General features: G+C 70.4%; 14 protein-coding genes. 6 read left to right on the top strand and 8 right to left on the bottom strand.

Translation table 11 applies throughout. The features are described 5' to 3' along the window. Window positions 1-159: 159 nt before the first annotated feature. The gene (locus VXC91_RS00910; protein WP_329504348.1) at window positions 160-3,783 is read left to right on the top strand and encodes a hydantoinase B/oxoprolinase family protein; all 3,624 of its coding nucleotides are present in this window, start codon (window positions 160-162) and stop codon (window positions 3,781-3,783) included. Continuing rightward, window positions 3,764-4,369: a GTP-binding protein gene (locus VXC91_RS00905; protein WP_329504346.1), complete on the top strand. Its 606-nt coding sequence runs from the start codon at window positions 3,764-3,766 to the stop codon at window positions 4,367-4,369. The genes VXC91_RS00910 and VXC91_RS00905 overlap by 20 nt, the downstream gene beginning before the upstream one ends. 85 nt (window positions 4,370-4,454) lie before the next feature. Here the strand turns inward: VXC91_RS00905 and glpK are convergent, their stop codons facing one another. The 5 genes from glpK to VXC91_RS00880 form a co-directional block, all read right to left on the bottom strand. Beyond that, window positions 4,455-5,972 carry a glycerol kinase GlpK gene (gene glpK, locus VXC91_RS00900; protein ID WP_329504344.1) on the bottom strand — a complete coding sequence of 506 codons (1,518 nt, stop codon included), beginning with the start codon at window positions 5,970-5,972 and terminating at the stop codon, window positions 4,455-4,457. Window positions 5,973-5,993: 21 nt separating this feature from the next. After that, entirely contained in the window at window positions 5,994-6,752 is a 759-nt protein-coding gene (locus VXC91_RS00895; protein WP_329504343.1) for an MIP/aquaporin family protein, read from the bottom strand. Window positions 6,753-7,124: 372 nt separating this feature from the next. Beyond that, window positions 7,125-8,765 (bottom strand): GGDEF domain-containing protein, encoded by a 1,641-nt coding sequence (locus tag VXC91_RS00890; protein ID WP_329504342.1) that lies wholly within the window; start codon window positions 8,763-8,765, stop codon window positions 7,125-7,127. 177 nt (window positions 8,766-8,942) lie between these two features. Next, window positions 8,943-10,133: a lipid-transfer protein gene (locus VXC91_RS00885; protein WP_329504341.1), complete on the bottom strand. Its 1,191-nt coding sequence runs from the start codon at window positions 10,131-10,133 to the stop codon at window positions 8,943-8,945. Beyond that, on the bottom strand, window positions 10,130-10,555 hold the full coding sequence (locus tag VXC91_RS00880) for a Zn-ribbon domain-containing OB-fold protein (protein ID WP_329504512.1): 426 nt from the start codon (window positions 10,553-10,555) through the stop codon (window positions 10,130-10,132). Before VXC91_RS00880 ends, VXC91_RS00885 begins: the two co-directional genes overlap by 4 nt. A gap of 253 nt (window positions 10,556-10,808) precedes the next feature. Between VXC91_RS00880 and VXC91_RS00875 the strand changes: the two genes are divergently transcribed. Together VXC91_RS00875 and VXC91_RS00870 are read left to right on the top strand one after the other, a co-directional pair. Beyond that, window positions 10,809-11,618 (top strand): M15 family metallopeptidase, encoded by an 810-nt coding sequence (locus VXC91_RS00875; protein WP_329504340.1) that lies wholly within the window; start codon window positions 10,809-10,811, stop codon window positions 11,616-11,618. A gap of 46 nt (window positions 11,619-11,664) precedes the next feature. Continuing rightward, window positions 11,665-12,201 (top strand): NUDIX domain-containing protein, encoded by a 537-nt coding sequence (locus VXC91_RS00870; RefSeq protein ID WP_329504339.1) that lies wholly within the window; start codon window positions 11,665-11,667, stop codon window positions 12,199-12,201. 88 nt (window positions 12,202-12,289) lie between these two features. Here VXC91_RS00870 and VXC91_RS00865 read toward each other — a convergent pair whose 3' ends face one another. After that, the gene (locus VXC91_RS00865) at window positions 12,290-14,656 is read right to left on the bottom strand and encodes a glycoside hydrolase family 31 protein (RefSeq protein ID WP_329504338.1); all 2,367 of its coding nucleotides are present in this window, start codon (window positions 14,654-14,656) and stop codon (window positions 12,290-12,292) included. 213 nt (window positions 14,657-14,869) lie between these two features. Here VXC91_RS00865 and VXC91_RS00860 point away from each other — a divergent pair, with 213 nt between their 5' ends. Together VXC91_RS00860 and VXC91_RS00855 are read left to right on the top strand one after the other, a co-directional pair. Further along, window positions 14,870-16,837 (top strand): acetoacetate--CoA ligase, encoded by a 1,968-nt coding sequence (locus VXC91_RS00860; protein WP_329504337.1) that lies wholly within the window; start codon window positions 14,870-14,872, stop codon window positions 16,835-16,837. 121 nt (window positions 16,838-16,958) lie between these two features. Next, window positions 16,959-17,849 carry a hypothetical protein gene (locus VXC91_RS00855; protein ID WP_329504335.1) on the top strand — a complete coding sequence of 297 codons (891 nt, stop codon included), beginning with the start codon at window positions 16,959-16,961 and terminating at the stop codon, window positions 17,847-17,849. A gap of 153 nt (window positions 17,850-18,002) precedes the next feature. Here the strand turns inward: VXC91_RS00855 and ptsP are convergent, their stop codons facing one another. Both ptsP and VXC91_RS00845 read right to left on the bottom strand, forming a co-directional pair. Next, window positions 18,003-19,673, bottom strand: coding sequence for a phosphoenolpyruvate--protein phosphotransferase (gene ptsP / locus VXC91_RS00850; protein WP_329504334.1), 1,671 nt, complete (start codon window positions 19,671-19,673; stop codon window positions 18,003-18,005). 96 nt (window positions 19,674-19,769) lie between these two features. Then, window positions 19,770-20,219: a PTS sugar transporter subunit IIA gene (locus tag VXC91_RS00845; RefSeq protein WP_329504332.1), complete on the bottom strand. Its 450-nt coding sequence runs from the start codon at window positions 20,217-20,219 to the stop codon at window positions 19,770-19,772. Window positions 20,220-20,534: the final 315 nt, after the last annotated feature.

Genomic DNA, 20,534 nt, shown 5'->3' with positions numbered 1-20,534 from the left:
CGCGGAAGCGCCAGCCGGAGGAAGGGGCCGCAGCCGCTCCTCCCGTACGCAAACCGGCGGGGTGACGCCCCGCCCGTTATGATCTGACCGATCGTCGACGACCAACCGCAGCGTGCCGATCACCCTGCGGGCGCGGTTCCGAGCAGCACGATCGGAGAGATGGACGTGACCACGGGCTGGCAGTTCTGGGTCGACCGCGGCGGTACCTTCACCGACATCGTCGCGCGCCGCCCCGACGGCCGCCTGCTCACCCACAAACTTCTGTCGGACAACCCCCACCGGTACGCCGACGCGGCCGTGGCGGGCGTGCGCGCACTCCTCGAGGACGACGGTCCGATCGACGCCGTGCGCATGGGCACCACCGTCGCCACCAACGCGCTTCTGGAGCGCACGGGCGAACGCACCCTCCTCGTCATCACCCGAGGCTTCCGGGACGCCCTGCGGATCGCCTACCAGAACCGGCCGAGCATCTTCGCGCGCGCCATCGAACTGCCCGAGCTCCTGTACGACCGGGTCGTCGAGGTCGACGAGCGGATCGCGGCCGACGGCACCGTCCTGCGCGCCCCGGACCTGGACGCCCTCGCACGGCCGCTCCAGGAGGCCTACGACGACGGGATCCGCGCACTGGCCGCGGTGTGCATGCACAGTCATCTGCACCCCGCCCACGAGCAGGCCGTCGGCGAGGTGGCCGCCCGCATCGGCTTCCCCCAGATCTCGCTCTCCAGCGAGGTCAGCCCCCTGATGAAACTGGTCCCGCGCGGCGACACCGCCGTCGTCGACGCCTACCTCTCGCCCGTCCTGCACCGCTACGTCCAGCACGTCGCCGACGAACTCGAGGGCGTGCGGCTGATGTTCATGCAGTCCAACGGCGGGCTCGCCGAGGCAGGACAGTTCCGTGGCAAGGACGCCGTCCTCTCCGGTCCCGCGGGCGGGATCGTGGGCATGGCACGGATGTCGCAGCTCGCCGGCTTCGACCGGGTCATCGGCTTCGACATGGGCGGCACCTCCACCGACGTCTCGCACTTCGCGGGCGAGTACGAACGCGTCTTCACCACGCAGATTGCGGGCGTGCGGCTGCGCGCACCGATGCTGGACATCCACACCGTGGCCGCGGGCGGTGGCTCGATCCTGCACTTCGACGGCTCCCGCTACCGCGTAGGGCCTGACTCGGCGGGCGCGGACCCGGGGCCCGCCTGTTACCGCGGCGGCGGTCCGCTCACGGTCACGGACGCCAACGTCATGCTCGGCCGCATCCAACCCGCCCACTTTCCCCGGGTGTTCGGCCCGGACGGCGACCAGCCCCTCGACGAGGCGCTCGTCCGTGAACGCTTCGCCGCGCTCGCGCGGGAGATCCGCGAACGGACCGGCGACGACCGCACTCCCGAACAGGTCGCCGAGGGGTACCTGCAGATCGCCGTCGCCAACATCGCCAACGCGGTCAAGCGGATCTCGGTCCAGAAGGGCCACGACGTCACCCGGTACGCGCTGACCACCTTCGGGGGAGCGGGAGGCCAGCACGCCTGCATGGTCGCGGACTCCCTCGGCATCCGTACCGTCCTCGTGCCGCCCATGGCCGGAGTGCTCTCCGCTCTCGGCATCGGACTCGCCGACACCACGGCCATGCGCGAACAGTCCGTCGAGGCGCCCCTGGAGCCCTCCTCGATGCCGGGGGTCCTCAAGACCGCCGACGACCTGGAAAGCGCCGTCCGCGCCGAACTCCTCGCCGAGGACGTCCCCGAGGACCACATCCGGGTCGTCCGCCGGGCCCAACTGCGTTACGACGGCACGGACACCACGCTCACCGTCGAGCTGACCGAGCCCGCCACGATGCACCACGCCTTCGAAGAACGTCATCGCGCCACGTACTCCTTCACGCTGGACCGTCCGGTCGTCGTCGAAGCCCTCTCCGTGGAAGCCACCGGCATCACCGACCCCCCCGATCTCTCCGCCCTCGCCCCCTACGAAGGCACCACCGCCGCACCCGAGACCGTCCGCCTCCACACGGGCGGCGTCCGGCGCGACGTGCCTCTGCACCGCCGGGAACACCTGCCACCCGGCGAAACCGTCATGGGCCCCGCGATCATCACCGAGGCCAGTGCGACGACCGTCGTCGACGACGGCTGGCGGGCCGCGGCGAGGGATGGCGGGCATCTGGTCATGGAACGCGCCGCGGTTACGGAGAGTTCCGATCTCGGTACTCGAGTCGACCCGGTTCTCCTCGAGGTCTTCAACAACCTGTTCATGTCCATCGCCGAACAGATGGGCGCCCGCCTGGAGTCGACGGCCCAGTCCGTCAACATCAAGGAACGCCTGGACTTCTCCTGCGCGCTCTTCGACCCCGAGGGCAATCTGGTGGCCAACGCCCCGCACATCCCGGTGCATCTGGGCTCGATGGGCACCAGCGTGAAGGAGGTCATCCGACGACGCGCCGGCCGTATGCGTCCGGGAGACACGTACGCGGTCAACGACCCGTATCACGGCGGCACGCATCTGCCCGACGTCACCGTCATCACTCCCGTCTTCGACACGGAGGGTGAGCGGATCCTCTTCCATGTCGCCTCCCGCGGCCACCACGCGGAGATCGGCGGCATCGCACCGGGGTCCATGCCCGCGCACAGCCGCACCATCGAGGAGGAGGGCGTTCTCTTCGACAACTGGCTGCTCGCCGAGGACGGCCGCTTCCGCGAGGAGGAGACGTACCGCCTGCTCGCCGAGGCACCGCACCCCTCGCGCAACCCGAGGACCAACCTTGCCGACCTGCGCGCCCAGATCGCCGCCAACCGGAAGGGCGTCGACGAGGTCCGACGCATGATCGAGAACTTCGGGGTGGACGTGGTCCAGGCGTACATGAAGCACGTCCAGGACAACGCCGAGGAAGCCGTGCGCCGCGTCATCGACGCCCTGGACGAGGGCGAGTGCGCGTACGAGACCGACTCCGGGGCCGTCATCCGCGTCCGTGTGCGGGTCGATCGCGACAGCCGCTCGGCCACCGTCGACTTCACCGGCACGTCCCCACAACTCGCCACCAACTTCAACGCGCCCTTCTCGGTCGTCAACGCCGCCGTCCTGTACGTCTTCCGCACGCTCGTCGCCGCCGACATCCCTCTCAACGACGGCTGCCTTCGCCCCCTCGACATCGTCGTGCCGTCCGGGTGCATGCTCGCGCCGGAGCCCCCGGCCGCCGTTGTCGCGGGCAACGTGGAGACCTCCCAGGCCGTCACCGGTGCCCTGTACGCGGCCCTCGGCGTGCAGGCCGAGGGCTCGGGCACCATGAACAACGTCACGTTCGGCAACGAGCGGCACCAGTACTACGAGACCGTGGCCTCGGGCTCGGGAGCGGGCGACGGCTTCCACGGCGCGAGCGTCGTCCAGACCCATATGACCAACTCCCGCCTGACCGATCCCGAGGTCCTCGAGTGGCGATTTCCGGTTCTGCTGGACGAGTTCGCGGTACGGTACGGCAGCGGCGGTCAAGGCCGCTGGCGTGGCGGGGACGGTGCCGTTCGCCGGATCCGCTTCCAGGAGCCCATGACCGTCTCCACGCTCTCCCAGCACCGCAGGGTCCCGCCCTACGGCATGGCGGGCGGCATGCCGGGAGGGCTCGGCGCCAACCGAGTGGAGCGCGTGGACGGGACCGTGCTGCGCCTCGAGGGCAGTGATTCGGCAGACGTGGGTCCCGGCGACGTACTGGTCATCGAGACCCCTGGCGGCGGAGGCTACGGACCGCCGCCGTGCGACCCCCAGCGAGCAGGAGAAAAGAACGATGGCCTTCGGGCGCAGTGAGCGCGGCAGGCCTCCGGTCGAGCCCGTCACGCTCAAGATCCTCGTGGCCGGTGGTTTCGGCGTGGGCAAGACGACCCTCGTCGGGGCGGTCAGCGAGATCAGGCCACTGCGCACCGAGGAGGTGCTCACCGAGGCGGGCCGCCCGGTCGACGACACCCACGGCGTGGAGGGCAAGAACACCACCACCGTCGCGATGGACTTCGGTCGTATCACCCTCCGCCAGGACCTGGTGCTGTACCTGTTCGGGACCCCCGGCCAGGACCGTTTCTGGTTCCTGTGGGACGAACTGGCCACCGGCGCCCTGGGTGCCGTCGTGCTCGCCGACACCCGCCGTCTGGAGGACTGCTTCGCCGCCGTCGACTACTTCGAGCGCCGCTCCATCCCCTTCGTGGTCGGCGTCAACTGCTTCGACGGCGCGGCCCGTCATCCCGCCGAGGACGTACGGCAGGCCCTCGACCTCGACGCCGATGTGCCAGTCGTCCTCTGCGACGCCCGTGAGCGGGACTCCGTCAAGGAGGTCCTGATCGAGGTCGTCCAGCACGCCATGGCGCACACGGTCGGCCTCCGTCCGCACGTCGCCACCTGATTCGTCAGGCGCGCGTGCGGCTCGCACCCCCGCCGACCGGGGTACGAGCCGCAGCCGCGCGCGATGCGCGCGCGTGGCGGTGGCGTCAGGCCCCGTCCTCCTGCCAGCCGAAGCTCCGCTCCACGCCCTTGCGCCAGTTGCGGTACTCGCGGTCGCGTAGCGAGGGCGCCATGGCGGGCGTCCACTCGGAGTCCTTCTTCCAGTGCGACTTGAGCTCGTCGAGGTCGTTCCACACCCCGGTGGCGAGGCCGGCGGCGTAGGCGGCGCCCAGGCAGGTCGTCTCGGAGACCTGCGGACGGATCACTGGCACACCGAGCACGTCCGCCTGGTGCTGCATCAGCAGGTTGTTCTTCGTCATGCCACCGTCGACCTTGAGGGTGGTGATCTGCACCCCGGAGTCCTGGTACATGGCGTCCACGACCTCGCGCGTCTGCCAGCTCGTCGCCTCCAGCACCGCGCGTGCGAGGTGCGCTTTGGTGACGTAGCGGGTCAGACCGGTGATGACGCCGCGCGCGTCGGAGCGCCAGTACGGTGCGAACAGGCCGGAGAACGCGGGCACGATGTAGGCGCCGCCGTTGTCCTCGACACTCGCCGCCAGGGTCTCGATCTCGTCCGCGCCACGGATGATGCCGAGCTGGTCGCGGAACCACTGCACCAGCGCGCCCGTGATCGCGATCGAGCCCTCCAGGCAGTACACGGGTGCCTCGGCGCCGATCTTGTAGCCCATCGTCGTCAGCAGCCCGTTCTTGGACGGCACCGGACGGTTGCCGGTGTTGAGCAACAGGAAGCTGCCCGTGCCGTAGGTGTTCTTCGCCGTGCCCACGTCGTAACAGGCCTGCCCGAAGACGGCGGCCTGCTGATCGCCCAGCGCCGATGCGACGGGAACTCCCGCGAGCTGTCCGACAGCGGTCCCGTAGACCTCGGAGGACGACTTGATCTCCGGGAGCACCGCCTCGGGAACGTTCATGGCGGACAGGATCGACGGGTCCCACTGGAGTGTCTCCAGGTTCATCAGCATCGTGCGTCCGGCGTTGGTGACGTCGGTGACGTGCTGTCCGCCCTCTGTGCCTCCCGTGAGGTTCCAGATCAGCCAGGAGTCGATGGTGCCGAAGGCGATCTCGCCGTGCTCGGCGCGGGCCCTGAGCCCGGGCACGTTGTCGAGCAGCCAGGCCGCCTTGGGTCCGGAGAAGTAGCTCGCGAGGGGGAGTCCGGTCTGCTCGCGGAAACGATCCTGCCCGTCGGAGCCCCCGAGTTCGTTGCACAGGGCGGCCGTCCGGGTGTCCTGCCAGACGATCGCGTTGTGCACGGGCTTGCCCGTGGCGCGGTCCCACAGGACCGTCGTCTCGCGCTGGTTGGTGATGCCGAGTGCGCTGAGCCGGTCGGCGCGCAGGCCTGCCTTGGCGAGCGCGCCGGCGACCACCGCCTGCACCTTGGACCAGATCTCCGTGGCATCGTGCTCCACCCAGCCGGGCTTGGGGAAGATCTGCCGGTGTTCGCGCTGGTCGACCGCGACGATCGCCCCGCCGTGGTCGAAGATGATGCAGCGGCTGGACGTGGTGCCCTGGTCGATCGCGGCCACGTACTTCTGGGCGTTGTCCGTCATGACGTCCCCTTCGTCAAAGGGTCAGAAGGCTGCTTTGTACACAAGGGCCGACAGCGCCCCGCCGATCAGCGGGCCCACCACCGGTATCCATGCGTAACCCCAGTCCGAGGTCCCCTTGTTGGGAATCGGCAGCAGGGCGTGGGTGATGCGTGGGCCGAGGTCGCGGGCCGGGTTGATCGCGTACCCGGTGGGCCCGCCGAGGGAGAGGCCGATACCGACGACGAGCAGGGCGACGAGCAGGATTCCGATGCCCGAGCCGTACGCCGTCGTGCCGGGGATCAGGCCGATGCCGGTGCCGAGGTTCTTTCCGAAGAACAGGATGGGCAGCACGAGCCCGACGGTGGCGATGATCTCGGTGATCAGGTTGGCGACCGGATTGCGGATCTCCGGGGCCGTGGAGAAGATCCCCAGCGTGGGCAGCGCGTTGTCCTGGTCGGCGTTGGCCTGGAACTGCGCGAAGTAGACCAGCCAGGTCAGCACGGCACCGGGGATCGCCCCCGCCAACTGGCCCAGCAGGTAGTACGGGACGTCCCCCCACCCGGTCATGTCGGCCATGGCGAGACCGAGGGTCACCGCCGGGTTGAGGTGTGCGCCGGACTTCGGGGCGGCCGTGTAGGCGCCCGCGAGGACGCCGAAACCCCAGCCGAAGGAGATGACGACCCAGCCCGCGCCCTTGGCCTTGGAGTGGTTCAGGGTGACGGCGGCGCACACACCCGCGCCGAACAGGATGAGGATGGCCGTTCCGATCAACTCGCCGACGAAGATGCTTCCATGGGTCATGGCGGCTCCTAGGCCCTCGCCCGGGGCGGTGCGGCCCCGTGTCCGTCCTCCGTGCAGGGTGCGTTTCCCTTGGCGACTTCAGCCGAAGGCAGGGGGGTGCCGCGCCCCGCCCGGCGTCCGCGACGAGCGTGCCTGTGCAGCGGAATCGCCCGTCGGGAGACGACCCGTCGAACTGGCGTGGGCCTCAGGGGCGCACGGCTTGAATACGCCCGAATGCGACGATGCCGACTGACACCCGGAAGTTTTCACCGGCGCTCGGAGAGCGTCAAGGTCGGGGACGACAACGGTTGAGCCAGGCCCCGGCCTTCGGCGGGACGGCTGTGCCGGGGGTTTCGATGGCGTGCGGCGGTCACAGCGGAGCCGGGATGGGACTCAGGCCCACGCCGGACCGCCGGCCTCGGCAGGGGCCGCCGCCGAGCCGCGTCGGACCTCGTGGCCGGGAAGCCCGGCCCGGCCGAGGACCCAACTCGCCCCGCTCAGGGCCTTTGCGGCCTGCTTCAGCGGCGCCAGGCACGCGGCCGCCTGACGGTGGTCGGTCACGCTGCCGGGAGCACACAGAACCGTGGCCAACGACAGCGTGATGATGCGGCCACCGGCCGACCAGGGGGCGTCCAGCACCGACGTGGCGAGCGGATCGAGTCCTTCCGGGTCGGCCAGGACCAGGAAGTCGTCCCCGCCGATGTGCCCCACGCGGGTGCCTCCGGATGCGGCGCCCTGTAGCGCCCGGCCCACCGCGCGGATCAGTTCGTCGCCCGCGGCGAAGCCGGCCCCGTCGTTGACCTGCTTGAAGTGGTCCACGTCCAGCCAGCTCAGCGCGAACATCCGTCCGTCCGCGATCCGCCGGTCCACCTCGCCCGTGATCGCGTCCGAACCGGGCAGACGCGTCAGCGGATTGAGCCCGGCCGCCTCTTCCACCCGGTTCTCGGCCAGCGCCCGCACGAGCTCGGCGAGTCGTACGACGCCCACGCACCGCCCGACCCGGTCGACCACCGTCACGTCGTCCGAGGTGCGGTCGCGCCCACCGTCGGCCACCACGTCGAGCACCTCCCAGGCCGTCGCGTCGATGCCGACCGTGCGCGGTGGATCGCCCAGCTTCGCGGCCGGCCGATCGGCGTACAGCGCGTGCCCGTAGCGTCCCGACATCGACAGCAGGAAGCGCGAACGGTGGACCGAGCGGACGGGGATTCCGGCCGGGTCCACCAGCACCACACCGGACACGTCGGGTGAACCGTTGAGCAGCGCTCGTACCTGTCCGGCCGACGCCGTGGCGGCCAGCAGCGCGGCCGGCCGTATGAACTGCCGCACCGACGGGCCGGTGCGGGGCGGTGCCGTCGGGGACGAGGGAAGCGCCGGAACGTATACGTCCGCGGCGGGGAGCCGGGACGGCGGCGCGAACAGGTCGCCCTGCGCCAGTTGTGCGCCCGCCGCCCGGACGGCCGCGCACTGCAGCTCGGTCTCCACGCCTTCGACCGACAGCAGTGCGCCCAGCTGCTCGCTCAGCGTCCGCATGGCCCGCATCGCGGCCGACCGCGTCAGCAGGGACGCGTCGAGCTTCACCAGGTCCGGTTCCATGTCGGTGAGCAGACGCAGGGGTACGTCGCCGTCGCCTACGCCGTCCGCGCTGACCCCGAAGCCCTCGCCGCGCAGCACGGCGACGGCCTCCAGCAGTGCCCGGTGCGGCACATGCGTGTACGGCGGCCCGATGTCGACCGTCACCTCCCAGGGCATGCGGCCCGTCTTGCGCACCGCTTCCCGCAAGGCGGCGAGACCGCCGAGGTCGGCGAGGGTTGCGGCGAAAACGTTGACGTGCAGGGGGAGCAGCGTTTCCCGCCGCGCGGCCGCGGTGACCGCCAAGGCGGCCAGGTTCCCGTCGAGTTCGGGGTCCCGGCGGGCCTGTGCGAGGACATCGCCGGTCTCCGGGCGTGCCAGGATCTCGAGCGCCGCGACGCCTCCGGTCGTCAGATTGACCACCGGCTGGAAGGCGAAGCGGAGAGCATCCGTCCAGGAAGGCACGGGAGCATGATGACGCCCACAGCGCCTTCCCAGGCCCAATTCATGACCTGTTCACACAGCATTCCCAGGTGATCACGGAGCGTGTGAACGACCTGTGTCCAGTGGAGCGAACGTCAGTCGCACGACGGCCGGCTCTCCGGGCACGGCCCCGGCCGCTCCGGCGAGGGGCCGGCCCGCTCACCGCACCACGACGACCGCGGATCCGTGCCCGAACAGCCCCTGGTTCGCCGTGATCCCGACTTGCGCGCCCGCAACCTGCCTTCCAGCCGCGTCGCCACGTAACTGCCAGGTCAGCTCGCACAGTTGGGCGATCGCCTGTGCCGGAACGGCTTCGCCGAAGGAGGCCAGCCCGCCACTGGCATTGACGGGTATGCGCCCGCCGAGCGCCGTGGCCCCTTCCCGCAGCAGCTTCGCCGCCTCACCCTCCCCGCACAACGCCAGATCCTCGTACCACTGCAACTCCAGTGCGGTGGACAGGTCGTAGACCTCGGCGAGAGAGAGGTCCTCGGGACCGATCCCCGCCTCCTCGTAGGCGGTGCGCGCGATCGACGCGCGGAACGTCTCGCCACCCGGCTCCACGGCCACCGCCGAGTCCGTGGCGATGTCGGGCAGGTCCAGCACGGTGTTGGGGTAGCGCGGAGTCACCGTGGACACCGCTCGTATCCGCACCGGCTCCGTCACCCCGTGCCGCCGTGCGAACCCCATGCTCGACAGCACGAGCGCGGCTCCGCCGTCCGACGTCGCACAGATGTCGAGCAGCCGCAGGGGATCGGCGACCACCGGCGAGGCTGAGACCTCCTCCGCGGTGACCCGCCGACGGTAGCGGGCGTTCGGGTTCAGCGCTCCCAGAGCCGCGTTCTTGACCTTGACCTGGGCGAAGTCGTCGACCGTGTCGCCGTGGACGGCCATCCGGCGGCGCGCGTACAGCCCGAAGTACGCCGGATTCGTCGCCCCGAGGATCAGGAACCGCAGCCAGTCCGGATCGTCCGGTCGGTCACCGCCCGCGGGACGGAGGAACCCCTTGGGGGCCGAGTCCGCCCCGACCACGAGCACCACGTCCGCCAGCCCGGAGAGGATCTGCGCCCTGGCCGTCCCGACTGCCTGGGCGCCTGACGCGCATGCCGCGTACACGCTCGCGACCCGTGCTCCCTGCCAGCCGAGCGCCTTGGCGAACGTGGCCCCCGCCACGTACCCGGGATACCCGCCCCGGACCGTGCCCGCGCCCACGATCGAAGCGACGTCGTTCCAGGCGATCCCCGCATCGGCGAGTGCCGCACGCGCCGCAGCCGTCCCGTACGCGACGAACCCGTGCCCCCATTTGCCCCAGGGGTGCATCCCCACCCCGAGCACCGCCACATCGTCCGTCACGCCGCCACCCCCGTCGGCCGCCAGTGCCAGGTCGTCCAGGTCGTCTCCGCGTCCTCGTACAGCACACCGGGGACGATCTCGACCTCCATGCCGACCTCCAGGTCGGTGACGGTCACCCCCGGAGCGGCCTGCCCGAGCACGACGATCCGCTCTGTTTCCAACTCCACCGCGACCAACGCGTAGGGTTCCCAAGGAAGTTCCGGATTCGTCACATAGGGTGACGGGGGTCGGTATCCGGTGTTCGTGTACGACCAGATGCGTCCCCGTCTGGACAGTGACGCCGAGGCGAGCTCGCCGCCCTCGCACTTCGGATTGCGGCAGCAGGTGTCCTCGCGCGGGAAGAACACCGACCCGCACGCGGAACAGCGGGTGCCGACGAGACGGAAGTCGTCCCCCTCGCCGTCGAACCATCCGGCCACCACGGGGGTGTGCACCTGCGACATGGGACCTCCCGGCAAGGAATCCACTCGACGGCCGACGCATTTCTGATGGAACGTCAGAAGTCTGCCACGGGCTCCCGTGGACCGACAGGTGTCGTGGAGAACCGCCGGTCACACCAGGGGCGGGGCATCGGTGGGTGCGGCCGGAACGCACGGCCCCCCCCTCGTCCCCCGAACGAGGTCGCATCGCCTTCCCCGCTTCCCCGTCGGCTCCGTGACTGATATTGGAAGGGGCATGACACGTCTCTCCGTCGCGCTACGAGGTCTCGTCACCGCACTCGCCGCCGTCCTGGCCGTCACCTCCGCCTCCGCCACCGCCCGGGCCACACCGGAGCCCAAGGCGCCCGGGAACTTCGTGGCGCTGAGATCGGTGGACCCCACGATCCTTCAGGAGATCCGTTATTTCACTCCGCACAACTTCGTCGGCGAGCGCATCGACGGCTACCGGCAGCCCCTGTGCATCCTGACCCGCCCCGCCGCGGAAGCCCTGCACAGGGCCCAGGTGCAACTGGTGCGCAAGGGATACACGCTCAAGGTGTACGACTGCTACCGGCCGCAGCGCGCCGTGGACCACTTCGTGCGCTGGGCGAAGGATCTCGGCGACCAGAGGATGAAGGCCGAGTTCTATCCGGAGGTCGACAAGACCCGCCTGTTCGCGGACGGTTACATCGCTGAGAAGTCCGGACACAGCCGCGGGTCCACCATGGATCTGACCGTCGTGCGCCTTCCGGCGAGGCCGACCCGCCCGTACGTCCCCGGCGAACCGCTCGTGTCCTGCCACGCGCCCAAGGACGAGCGCTTCCCTGACAACTCCGTCGACATGGGGACGGGCTTCGACTGCTTCGACACCCTCGCCCACACCGACGACCCCCGGATCGTCGGCGAGCAGCGCGCCAACCGGCAACTGCTGAAGAGCACCCTCGAGGGCCTCGGATTCGTCAACCTGGCCGAGGAGTGGTGGCATTACACCTACAAGCCGGAGCCCTACCCGGACACCTACTTCGACTTTCCGGTGTCCATGAAGTCGCTCACGTCCTCCCACTGAGCCGCCCCCGGAAGACGCCCTCTCCGTGATCGGATACAGTCCGCCCGTGTCCGAATCCTCGTTCGCATCCGTCGACTCCGTGCCGGGCTCGCACTGCTCGAGCTGTGGAGCGTCCTTCGGAGATGGCGTCTCCGACTGGCCCCGCACCTGCGCCATCTGCGGCACGGTGGCCTACCGCAATCCGCTACCGGTGGCGGTGGCCCTCCAGCCCGTGTACGACACCAAGGGCACCGCCCTGGTCGTCATCACCCGAACCATCCCTCCGGCGCGGGGCGGCACCGCCCTCCCCGGAGGGTTCATCGAACACCGCGAGGACTGGCGGCAGGCCGTCGTCCGGGAGCTCCAGGAGGAGACCGGTATCGAGGCCGCGGCCCGCGACGTGCGGCTCGTCGACGCCATGAGCTCGCCCGACGGTCATCTTCTGCTGTTCGGTCTGCTCCCCGAGCGGCCGGCCGCCGATCTCCCGCCCACCGCCGCCACGGACGAGACGGAGGGCTGGCAGCTCCTGCGCCGCCCGGCCGAACTCGCCTTCCCGCTGCACACGCTGGCGGTACAGGGATGGTTCGAGGGCCGCTACGTGTGAGCCACGGGCGGGGCGACACCAGAGCGTCCCGCCCTGCCGTGTCGGGCAGGACGGCGTGTGGGGCCGGCCCGCCCGCACACCGGCCCTGTCACGTGTGTCCCAGCCCCCGTAGACGCACCGGGCGCGTGGGCTCGCTGCCGTCGTCGTCACCGTCGCGCCGTATCACCACGCGCCGGCCCTTCCACCGCGAGACATACCGCTCGATCTCGGGTTCGGTCCAACCGTCGCCCGCATCCGGCACCACCAGGCCGCCCCCGGACCTGCCCCGTGCCGGCGCCCACACCTCCAGCGTGAGACGACCGTCCTCGCCCTGCACGGGCAGTACGGCACCCGCGCGCGCAAATACCGGAATCCGCCCCAGCGGGGCGTCGACCTCCACGTGTCCCGGCCCTCGATACGCCACCTCGGTCGTCGTGTCGTACCAGCGTCCCCGTGGCAGCAGCACGGTCCGGCGGCCCACGCCCGGCTCCAGCACCGGCGCCACCAGGAGGCTGTCGCCGAGCAGAAACGCGTCCTCGCAGTCCCTCAGTTCCCTGTTCATCGGGCTGCTCCACCACAACGGACGTACATAGGGCGCACCCGTACGGCGCGCCAGATGCGCCAGCGTGACGAAATACGGCAGCAGGCGCCGCCGCTCGGCGAGCGCCACGCGCGCGTGCTCCAGGACGTCGTCGCCGAACTCCCAGGGTTCACGGCGCCCGGCCCGCAGACTCGCGTGCGTTCTGAACAGCGGCAGGTACGAGGCGAGCTGGAACCAGCGCACGTAGAGCTCGGGAGACGGACTCCCGTCGAAGCCGCCCACATCCGGCCCGGAGTACGGGATCCCACACAGCCCGAGCCCCAGCACGAGGGCCAGCGAGGCACGCAGTCCGGCCCAGCCCGTGGCCACGTCCCCCGACCAGGTCCCCCCGTAGCGCTGCATTCCGGCCCACCCCGAGCGTGAGAAGAGGAACGGCCTCTCCTGGGGGACGATGGCACGCAACCCCTCGAAGGCGGCCCGGGCCATGCACAGCGCGTACACATTGTGGCCCTCCCGGTGGTCACCGCCGCGCCCCTCCAGCGAGTGCCGGGCCGAGCGGGGCAGGGTGTTCTCCCCGAAGGCGGTGAACGACACCGGTTCGTTCATGTCGTGCCAGAATCCCGCGAAGCCCTGCCCGAGACGTTCCTCGTACAGACCGCCCCACCACCGGCGCACACGCGCGTCGGTGAAATCGGGATAGACGGCTTCCCCGGGCCATACGACGCCTTCGACCAGCCGGCCCGACGCGTCCCGCACGAACGCGTCCTCGGCACTCCCGCTGTCGTACACGGCGTTGCCCGGCTCGGCCTTGACCGCAGGGTCGACGATCGACACCAGACGGATCCCGTCCCGGCGCAACTCCTCGGCGAGCGACGGCAGCTTGGGGAAGCGGTCCCGGTCGACCGTGAACACCCGGTGGTTGTCGTAATGGTCGATGTCCAGATGAACGGCGTCGAGCAGAAGGCCGCGCTCCTGATAGCCCGCGACGATGCGCCGCACCTCCTGCTCGCTGCCGAAGCCCCACCGTGCGTGATGGTGACCCAGCGCCCATGCCGGAGGCAGAGCGGGTGCCCCGGTCAGCGACGCCCAGACGAGCAGCACGCGCGCGGGGGTGCCGACCATCACCCAGCAGCGCAGCGGCCCGCCGTCCATCCGCACCTCACAGGTGCCCGCCCGGTCGTGCCCGGAGCCCGCGCCCTCCTGGCCCTCGCGCAATGTCACCGTGCCGTCCCACGACGTGTCGTGGAACATCAGGTGCGTGGCCGCGTCGGCCACCACCATCTGCACCGGCATGGTGATGTACAGGGGATCGTCGCCGGGCCCGAACGGCCGGCCCGGATCCGTGTTCCACAGCCGGTACGTCCCGTCACGCAACCGGGGTCCCGTGGCCCGGCCGCCGAGCCCGAAGAACCGGGCATCCGACGCGACTTCGGACCGCTGCATCCAGCGAGCCGCGCCGCCGTCCACCGGCTCCCACCACCGGGGCGGCAGATCCCGGCGCAGCGTCACCCCGCCAGGGGTCCGCACCTCGATCGCCCCGTGCCGCGACACGACCACCGTGACGCGCTCCGCCACGACCCGCCAGCCGCCGTCCTTGTCAGGCTCCAGCACGGCTCGCGGATCCGGATCGGGGCTGCGGCCCGCGAGCGCGTACGACGGCTCCGGCCCGGCACCGTCCCAACCCCAGAAGACCGCTCCGGTCACGGCGACCGTGATCCGCAGTTCGGCCCGGGCGAACCGCACGACACCGCCGCCCGGCCCCGGGCTCACCTCCTGCACCGGGCCCGGCACCCGCGCCCGCTCCGTACCGCGCCGCGGCAGCCCGATGGCGTCGGTACGCCTCCTGCGCCACGCGGCCCGTACCGTGCGCAGGCCCTGGGCCGCGCCTCCCGAACCGACCGCCCGCACCGAACGCACCAGGTCACGACTGTTCATGCTGCTCACCCTGCCATTGACGTCCCCGTACACGGGTGCCGTTCAACTGTCGTTCACCCGTGCCGGGAGCACAGCTTCACGATGCCAACTATGTGTGGCGCACCCTGGTGCAGAAGTCGATCACATGGCATCGTCCGTGTCAGCCGCGTATCGCGCACACCCCAGCCCGTGCGCGGACCACGCACACGACGCGCACAGTCCGGGAGCCGCCCCATGACCTCAGCGAACCCCTCGCCGCTCTGGCAGCCCGATGCCGACCGTATCGCCCGGGCGCAGATCACCAGGTTCCAGGCCTGGGCGGCCGAGCGCCACGGTGCGCCCGCCGAGGGCGGCTATGCGGCCCTTCACCGCTGGTCGGTGGACGAGCTGGACACCTTCTGGAAGGCCGTCACGGAGTGGTTCGACGTACAGTTCTCCACGCCGTACACGCATGTGCTGGGCAACCGCTCCATGCCGGGTGCCGAATGGTTCCCCGGGGCGACCCTCAACTACGCCGAGCACGCCCTGCGCGCGTCGACCGCGCGTCCGGACGAGCCCGCGCTGCTGGCCGTCGACGAGACCCATGAACCGCGGCCGGTCACCTGGGCCGAACTGCGACGGCAGGTCGGATCCCTGGCCGCCGAACTGCGCGCGCTCGGCGTACGCCCCGGCGACCGCGTCAGCGCCTACGTTCCCAACATCCCCCAGGCCCTCGTCGCCCTCCTCGCCACGGCGGCGGTCGGCGGTGTGTGGACCTCCTGCGCCCCCGACTTCGGCGCCCGCAGCGTCCTGGACCGCTTCCAGCAGGTCGAGCCCGTCGTACTGTTCACGGTCGACGGCTACCGGTACGGGGGCAAGGAGCACGACCGACGCGAGATCGTCGCCGAGCTGCGCCGGGAACTGCCCTCCCTGCGGGCCGTCGTCCACATCCCGCTCCTCGGTACGGACGGCCCCGAAGGCGCCCTGGAGTGGTCGGCCCTGACCTCCGCGGACACCGAGCCCGTCTTCGAACAGGTTCCGTTCGACCACCCGCTGTGGGTGCTGTACTCCTCGGGCACGACCGGTCTGCCCAAGGCCATCGTCCAGTCCCAGGGCGGCATCCTGATCGAGCATCTCAAGCAGCTCGGCCTGCACTGCGACCTCGGCCCCGAGGACCGCTTCTTCTGGTACACGTCCACCGGCTGGATGATGTGGAACTTCCTCGTCTCAGGCCTCCTCACGGGCACCACGATCGTGCTGTACGACGGCAGCCCCGGGTATCCCGACACCGGTGCCCAGTGGCGTGTCGCCGAACGCACCGGCGCCACCCTCTTCGGCACGTCCGCCGCCTACGTCATGGCTTGTCGCAAGGCGGGAGTGCATCCGGGGCGCGACTACGACCTCACCCGCGTGCAGTGCGTGGCCACCACCGGCTCGCCCCTGCCACCGGACGGATTCAGCTGGCTGCACGACGAGGTGCGCGACGACCTGTGGATCGCGTCCGTCAGCGGAGGCACGGATGTGTGCTCCTGTTTCGCCGGGGCCGTCCCGACCCTCCCCGTCCACATAGGCGAACTCCAGGCGCCGGCCCTCGGCACCGACCTGCAGTCCTGGGACCCCAGCGGCAAACCCCTCATCGGCGAGGTCGGCGAGCTGGTCGTGACCAACCCGATGCCCTCCATGCCGATCCGCTTCTGGAACGACCCCGACGGAAGCCGCTACCACGACAGCTACTTCGACATGTATCCGGGAGTGTGGCGGCACGGCGACTGGATCACCGTCACCTCCCGCGGCTCCGTGATCATCCACGGCCGCTCGGACTCCACGCTGAACCGGCAGGGCGTCCGCATGGGCTCGGCCGACATCTACGAAGCCGTAGAGCGCCTCCCCGACATCAAGGAGTCCCTTGTCATCGGCATCGAACAGCCCGACGGCGGCTACTGGATGCCCCTCTTCGTCCAGCTGACGCCCGGAGCCGTCCTGGACGAAGCCCTCATGAACCGCATCAAGCAGACCATCCGGGAACAGCTCTCCCCCCGCCACATCCCCGACGAGATCATCGAGGTCCCGGGCATCCCGCACACGCTCACCGGCAAACGCATCGAGGTCCCCGTCAAGCGCCTCCTCCAGGGCGCCCCCTTGGAGAAGGCCGTCAACCCGGGCTCCATCGACAATCTGGATCTCCTGCACTTCTACGAGGACCTGGCCCGCAAGCGCGCCTGACACACCTCTCCGCACACCGGACCGGACGCCCCGCGAAGGCCTTGCAGCCGCCGCGGGGCGTTGGTGTCAGTGGTGCCGACTACTGTGAGTGAGGATCGATCGACTGTACGTAGGGGGAAGAATGCCGCACACCGACCAGACCATGCGAAGCGTCCTGCGCCGCGAAATCGCCGGCACCATCGGCCTGTTGACCGACGAACACGACTTCACCGTGATGCGGTGCTACCGCACCTTCACCTTCGACGACCACACGACCTACCTCCAGCAGGTCGAAGCCCTGCTCCGGACCCTCGCCGACCAGGGCGGCCACACGAGGGTCGCCCTCTTCGACCCGGAGGAGTACGCGGAGTTCTGCAGCGACAGCGGCCTGGAACCGGACGCCCCTGCCAGCCGCACCCGCTTCACGGCGGAACTGGCCGCCACGGGACCGACCGTCCGGTACGAGGGGCAGCCGCTGGCCGACCTGGTCCCGAACCTGGTCGACGAAGCCGTACGGCAGGCCACCTGGCAGTACGCGACCACCGTCCTCGCCGACGTCGGCACCTGCGCCTCCTGCGGAGAGGACATCGGACACGCCGCCTTCGTGCACGCCTCGCGGCTCCTCACCCGCATCATCGACACCGCGAGCCGCGGCCACCGCCATCTCGTCCTCAGCGTCTCGGCGCCGGCCGAAACCCTCATCGCCGTGCTCAACGCCGACGAGGACCCCGACGGCACGGCCCACATCGACGAGACCGAGGCCCTCGAATTCACCACCGTCCTGGCTCTGGGCATCGCCACCCACAGCTCCGGCGGACTCGTCATGCGCGCTTCCGCACCCGACACGACGGACCGCGTCTACGGCTGGCGCCTGCGCGGTGAACGCCTGGAGCCGCTCACCGCGGGAGAGGTCTTCGACGCCTACTGCACCGACATCGAGTCCGGTGACCTCGTCTCCCCGGAATCCGGAGTCGACTACTGCTCCCCACCCGACCTCGGGGACGACGGCCGGCCGACCGGACACACCCATTGACGGGCCACACCCCATGAACGAAGGAGCCGTGGCACTGATCACGGCGGGTGCGGGAGCCACTGAGCGGCACAGACGGGCCTGAACGAGCGAGGGGCGTCCCACCCGCAGGTGGAACGCCCCTCGCCGCACGCCATCGAAGTGACGCCTCCCGGATCACTCGCCGGACAGCACCGCCTGAGCCGCCTTGCGTGCGTCGTCCGCGGTGTCGGTCGCACGCGCGGCCGCGGCGGCGCGCTCGCACTGCGCCAGCGTGTACTTGGCCAGCGTCGCGCGGACGTAGGGAATCGACGCCGCACCCATGGAGAGGGAGGTGACACCGAGCCCTGTCAGCACACACGCGAGGAGCGGGTCCGACGCGGCCTCGCCGCAGACACCGCAGCTCTTGCCCTCGGCCTTCGCCGCCTCGGCGGCCAGCGCGACCAGGTCGAGCAGCGCGGGCTGCCACGGGTCCTGGAGACGGGACACCGCACCCACCTGACGGTCGGCGGCGAACGTGTACTGCGCGAGGTCGTTGGTGCCCAGCGACAGGAACTCGACCTCCTGCAGGATCGACCGAGCCCGCAGAGCCGCCGAGGGAATCTCCACCATGGCACCGAACTTGGCATGCAGCCCGGCCTCACGGCACGCGTCCGCGAACGCCTTGGCGTCGGAGCGGTCGGCGACCATGGGCGCCATGACCTCGAGGTAGACCGGCAGACCCTCCGCCGCCGTCGCGAGCGCGGTCAACTGGGTGCGGAGCACCTCCGGGTGTTCGAGCAGGGTCCGCAGGCCGCGCACGCCCAGCGCCGGGTTCGGCTCGTCCGCCGGGGTCAGGAAGTCCAGCGGCTTGTCGGCGCCGGCGTCCAGCACCCGCACCACGACACGGCCCTCGGGGAAGGCCTCGAGCACCTGGCGGTAGGCCGCGATCTGCTTCTCCTCGGACGGCGCAGTCTTGCTGTCGTCCAGGAAGAGGAACTCCGTGCGGAACAGACCGACACCCTCGGCACCGGCCTCGACTGCCGCCGGCACGTCCGCCGGACCACCGACGTTCGCCAGCAGCGGCACCTTGTGACCGTCGGCCGTGACACCCGGTCCGGTCGCGGCGGCGAGGGCGGCCTTGCGCTCGGCGGCCGCGGCCTCGAGCTGCGCCTTCCGCTCGTCGCTGGGGTCGACGAAGATCTCGCCGGTGCTGCCGTCGACCGCGATCACGGTGCCCTCGGCAAGCTCACCCGCACCCGGAAGTGCGACGACGGCAGGAACTCCGAGTGCCCGCGCCAGGATCGCGCTGTGGCTGGTCGGACCACCCTCCTCGGTGACGAAGCCCAGCACCAGGGCCGGGTCCAGCAGGGCCGTGTCGGCGGGGGCGAGGTCACGGGCCACCAGGACGTACGGCTCGTCGCTGTCAGGCACACCCGGCATCGGTACGCCGAGGAGACGCGCGACGATACGGTTCCGCACGTCGTCGAGGTCGGCGACGCGACCGGCCAGGTACTCACCGGCGTTCGCCAGCAGCTCGCGGTAGGCGGCGAACGCGTCGTACACGGCGCGCTCCGCGGTGCTGCCGACGGCGACGCGACGCTCCACATCCCCCATCAGCTCGGGGTCCTGGGCCATGAGGGCCTGGGCCTCCAGCACCGCCTGGGCCTCTCCACCCGCCAGATTGCCGCGTGCGATCAGGTCGGCTGCCACGGCGTCCACGGCCTGACGTGCGCGCCCCTGTTCGCGCTCGGCGTCCTCCGGCGGAATCTGCTTGGCCGGGGGTTCGAGTACCGCCGTCCCCATATGGCGGACCTCGCCGATCGCCACGCCGTGACTCACACCGACGCCTCGCAGCGTTGTCTTCATCTCACCCGTCTCCGAATCATGCGGCGGGTCCCTCCACCGCGAAGGTTGTCTGTGCTGCCGTCCGGTACGGCGTCGCCGTTCGATACGGCGCGGGTGTCACTGCCAGGCGAAGAGCTCGTCACCCTGCTTCACATCGCCGTCCTCACGCAGACCGGAGAGGGAATCGGCGGTCGCCTCGAGAGCCACCACCGGGCACACCGGGGACTTGCCGGCCTCTTCGACGGCGGCGGGGTTCCAGCGGACGACCGCCTGACCACGCGTCACGGTGTCGCCCTTGTTGGCGAGCAGCTCGAAGCCTTCGCCATTGAGCTGGACCGTGTCGATGCCCAGGTGCGTCAGCACACCGTGACCCTCTCCGTCGACCACGACGAAGGCGTGCGCGTGGAGCGAAACAATGACCCCGTCGACGGGAGAGACGGCATCCATGGGCTCACGCACGGGATCGATCGCCGTGCCGGGCCCGACCATCGCTCCTGAGAAGACGGGGTCGGGCACTGCGGCCAGTCCGATCGCGCGTCCGGCGAGAGGGGACGTCACGGTGGTCATGGGAAGCCTCCCAGGGGTGGAGATCCAAACGGGCCGTCGCTACCTGTCCCGGACGGCGCACTGGGGAGCAGCGTATGTCATATGAAGTGCCCGTTCCGCATGAGACGTAGGGGTTGAGGGCCCTAGGCACGCAGCCCAAACGATTTGCGCCCGCTCCAGGACCGCGTGTAGAGTTGCATCCCTGCCTAGGGGCGGGCGATGCGGCCAAGCATCGTTGCCCGGCAGCACCCAAACTTGTCGGATCCTATCTCGGGGTCCCGTTCTGCATGTCTGCGGGGCGGTGGTCAGAGAGACAGAAAATGACTGATAGAGTTT

The organism is Streptomyces chiangmaiensis, from assembly GCF_036281785.1.
Classification (GTDB): Bacteria; Actinomycetota; Actinomycetes; order Streptomycetales; family Streptomycetaceae; genus Streptomyces; species Streptomyces chiangmaiensis.
The sequence above is the reverse complement of the archived record's forward strand: the minus strand, read 5'-3'. Positions and strand labels throughout refer to the sequence as shown.

What these genes read in the sequence shown, in the direction of transcription:
- VXC91_RS00875 (WP_329504340.1), top strand. Translation starts at nt 10,809, where the DNA reads ATGACACGTCTCTCCGTCGCGCTACGAGGTCTCGTCACCGCACTCGCC.
- VXC91_RS00910 (WP_329504348.1), top strand. Translation starts at nt 160, where the DNA reads ATGGACGTGACCACGGGCTGGCAGTTCTGGGTCGACCGCGGCGGTACC.
- ptsP (WP_329504334.1), bottom strand. Translation starts at nt 19,673, where the DNA reads ATGAAGACAACGCTGCGAGGCGTCGGTGTGAGTCACGGCGTGGCGATC.
- VXC91_RS00855 (WP_329504335.1), top strand. Translation starts at nt 16,959, where the DNA reads ATGCCGCACACCGACCAGACCATGCGAAGCGTCCTGCGCCGCGAAATC.
- VXC91_RS00845 (WP_329504332.1), bottom strand. Translation starts at nt 20,219, where the DNA reads ATGACCACCGTGACGTCCCCTCTCGCCGGACGCGCGATCGGACTGGCC.
- glpK (WP_329504344.1), bottom strand. Translation starts at nt 5,972, where the DNA reads ATGACGGACAACGCCCAGAAGTACGTGGCCGCGATCGACCAGGGCACC.
- VXC91_RS00895 (WP_329504343.1), bottom strand. Translation starts at nt 6,752, where the DNA reads ATGACCCATGGAAGCATCTTCGTCGGCGAGTTGATCGGAACGGCCATC.
- VXC91_RS00905 (WP_329504346.1), top strand. Translation starts at nt 3,764, where the DNA reads ATGGCCTTCGGGCGCAGTGAGCGCGGCAGGCCTCCGGTCGAGCCCGTC.
- VXC91_RS00865 (WP_329504338.1), bottom strand. Translation starts at nt 14,656, where the DNA reads ATGAACAGTCGTGACCTGGTGCGTTCGGTGCGGGCGGTCGGTTCGGGA.
- VXC91_RS00860 (WP_329504337.1), top strand. Translation starts at nt 14,870, where the DNA reads ATGACCTCAGCGAACCCCTCGCCGCTCTGGCAGCCCGATGCCGACCGT.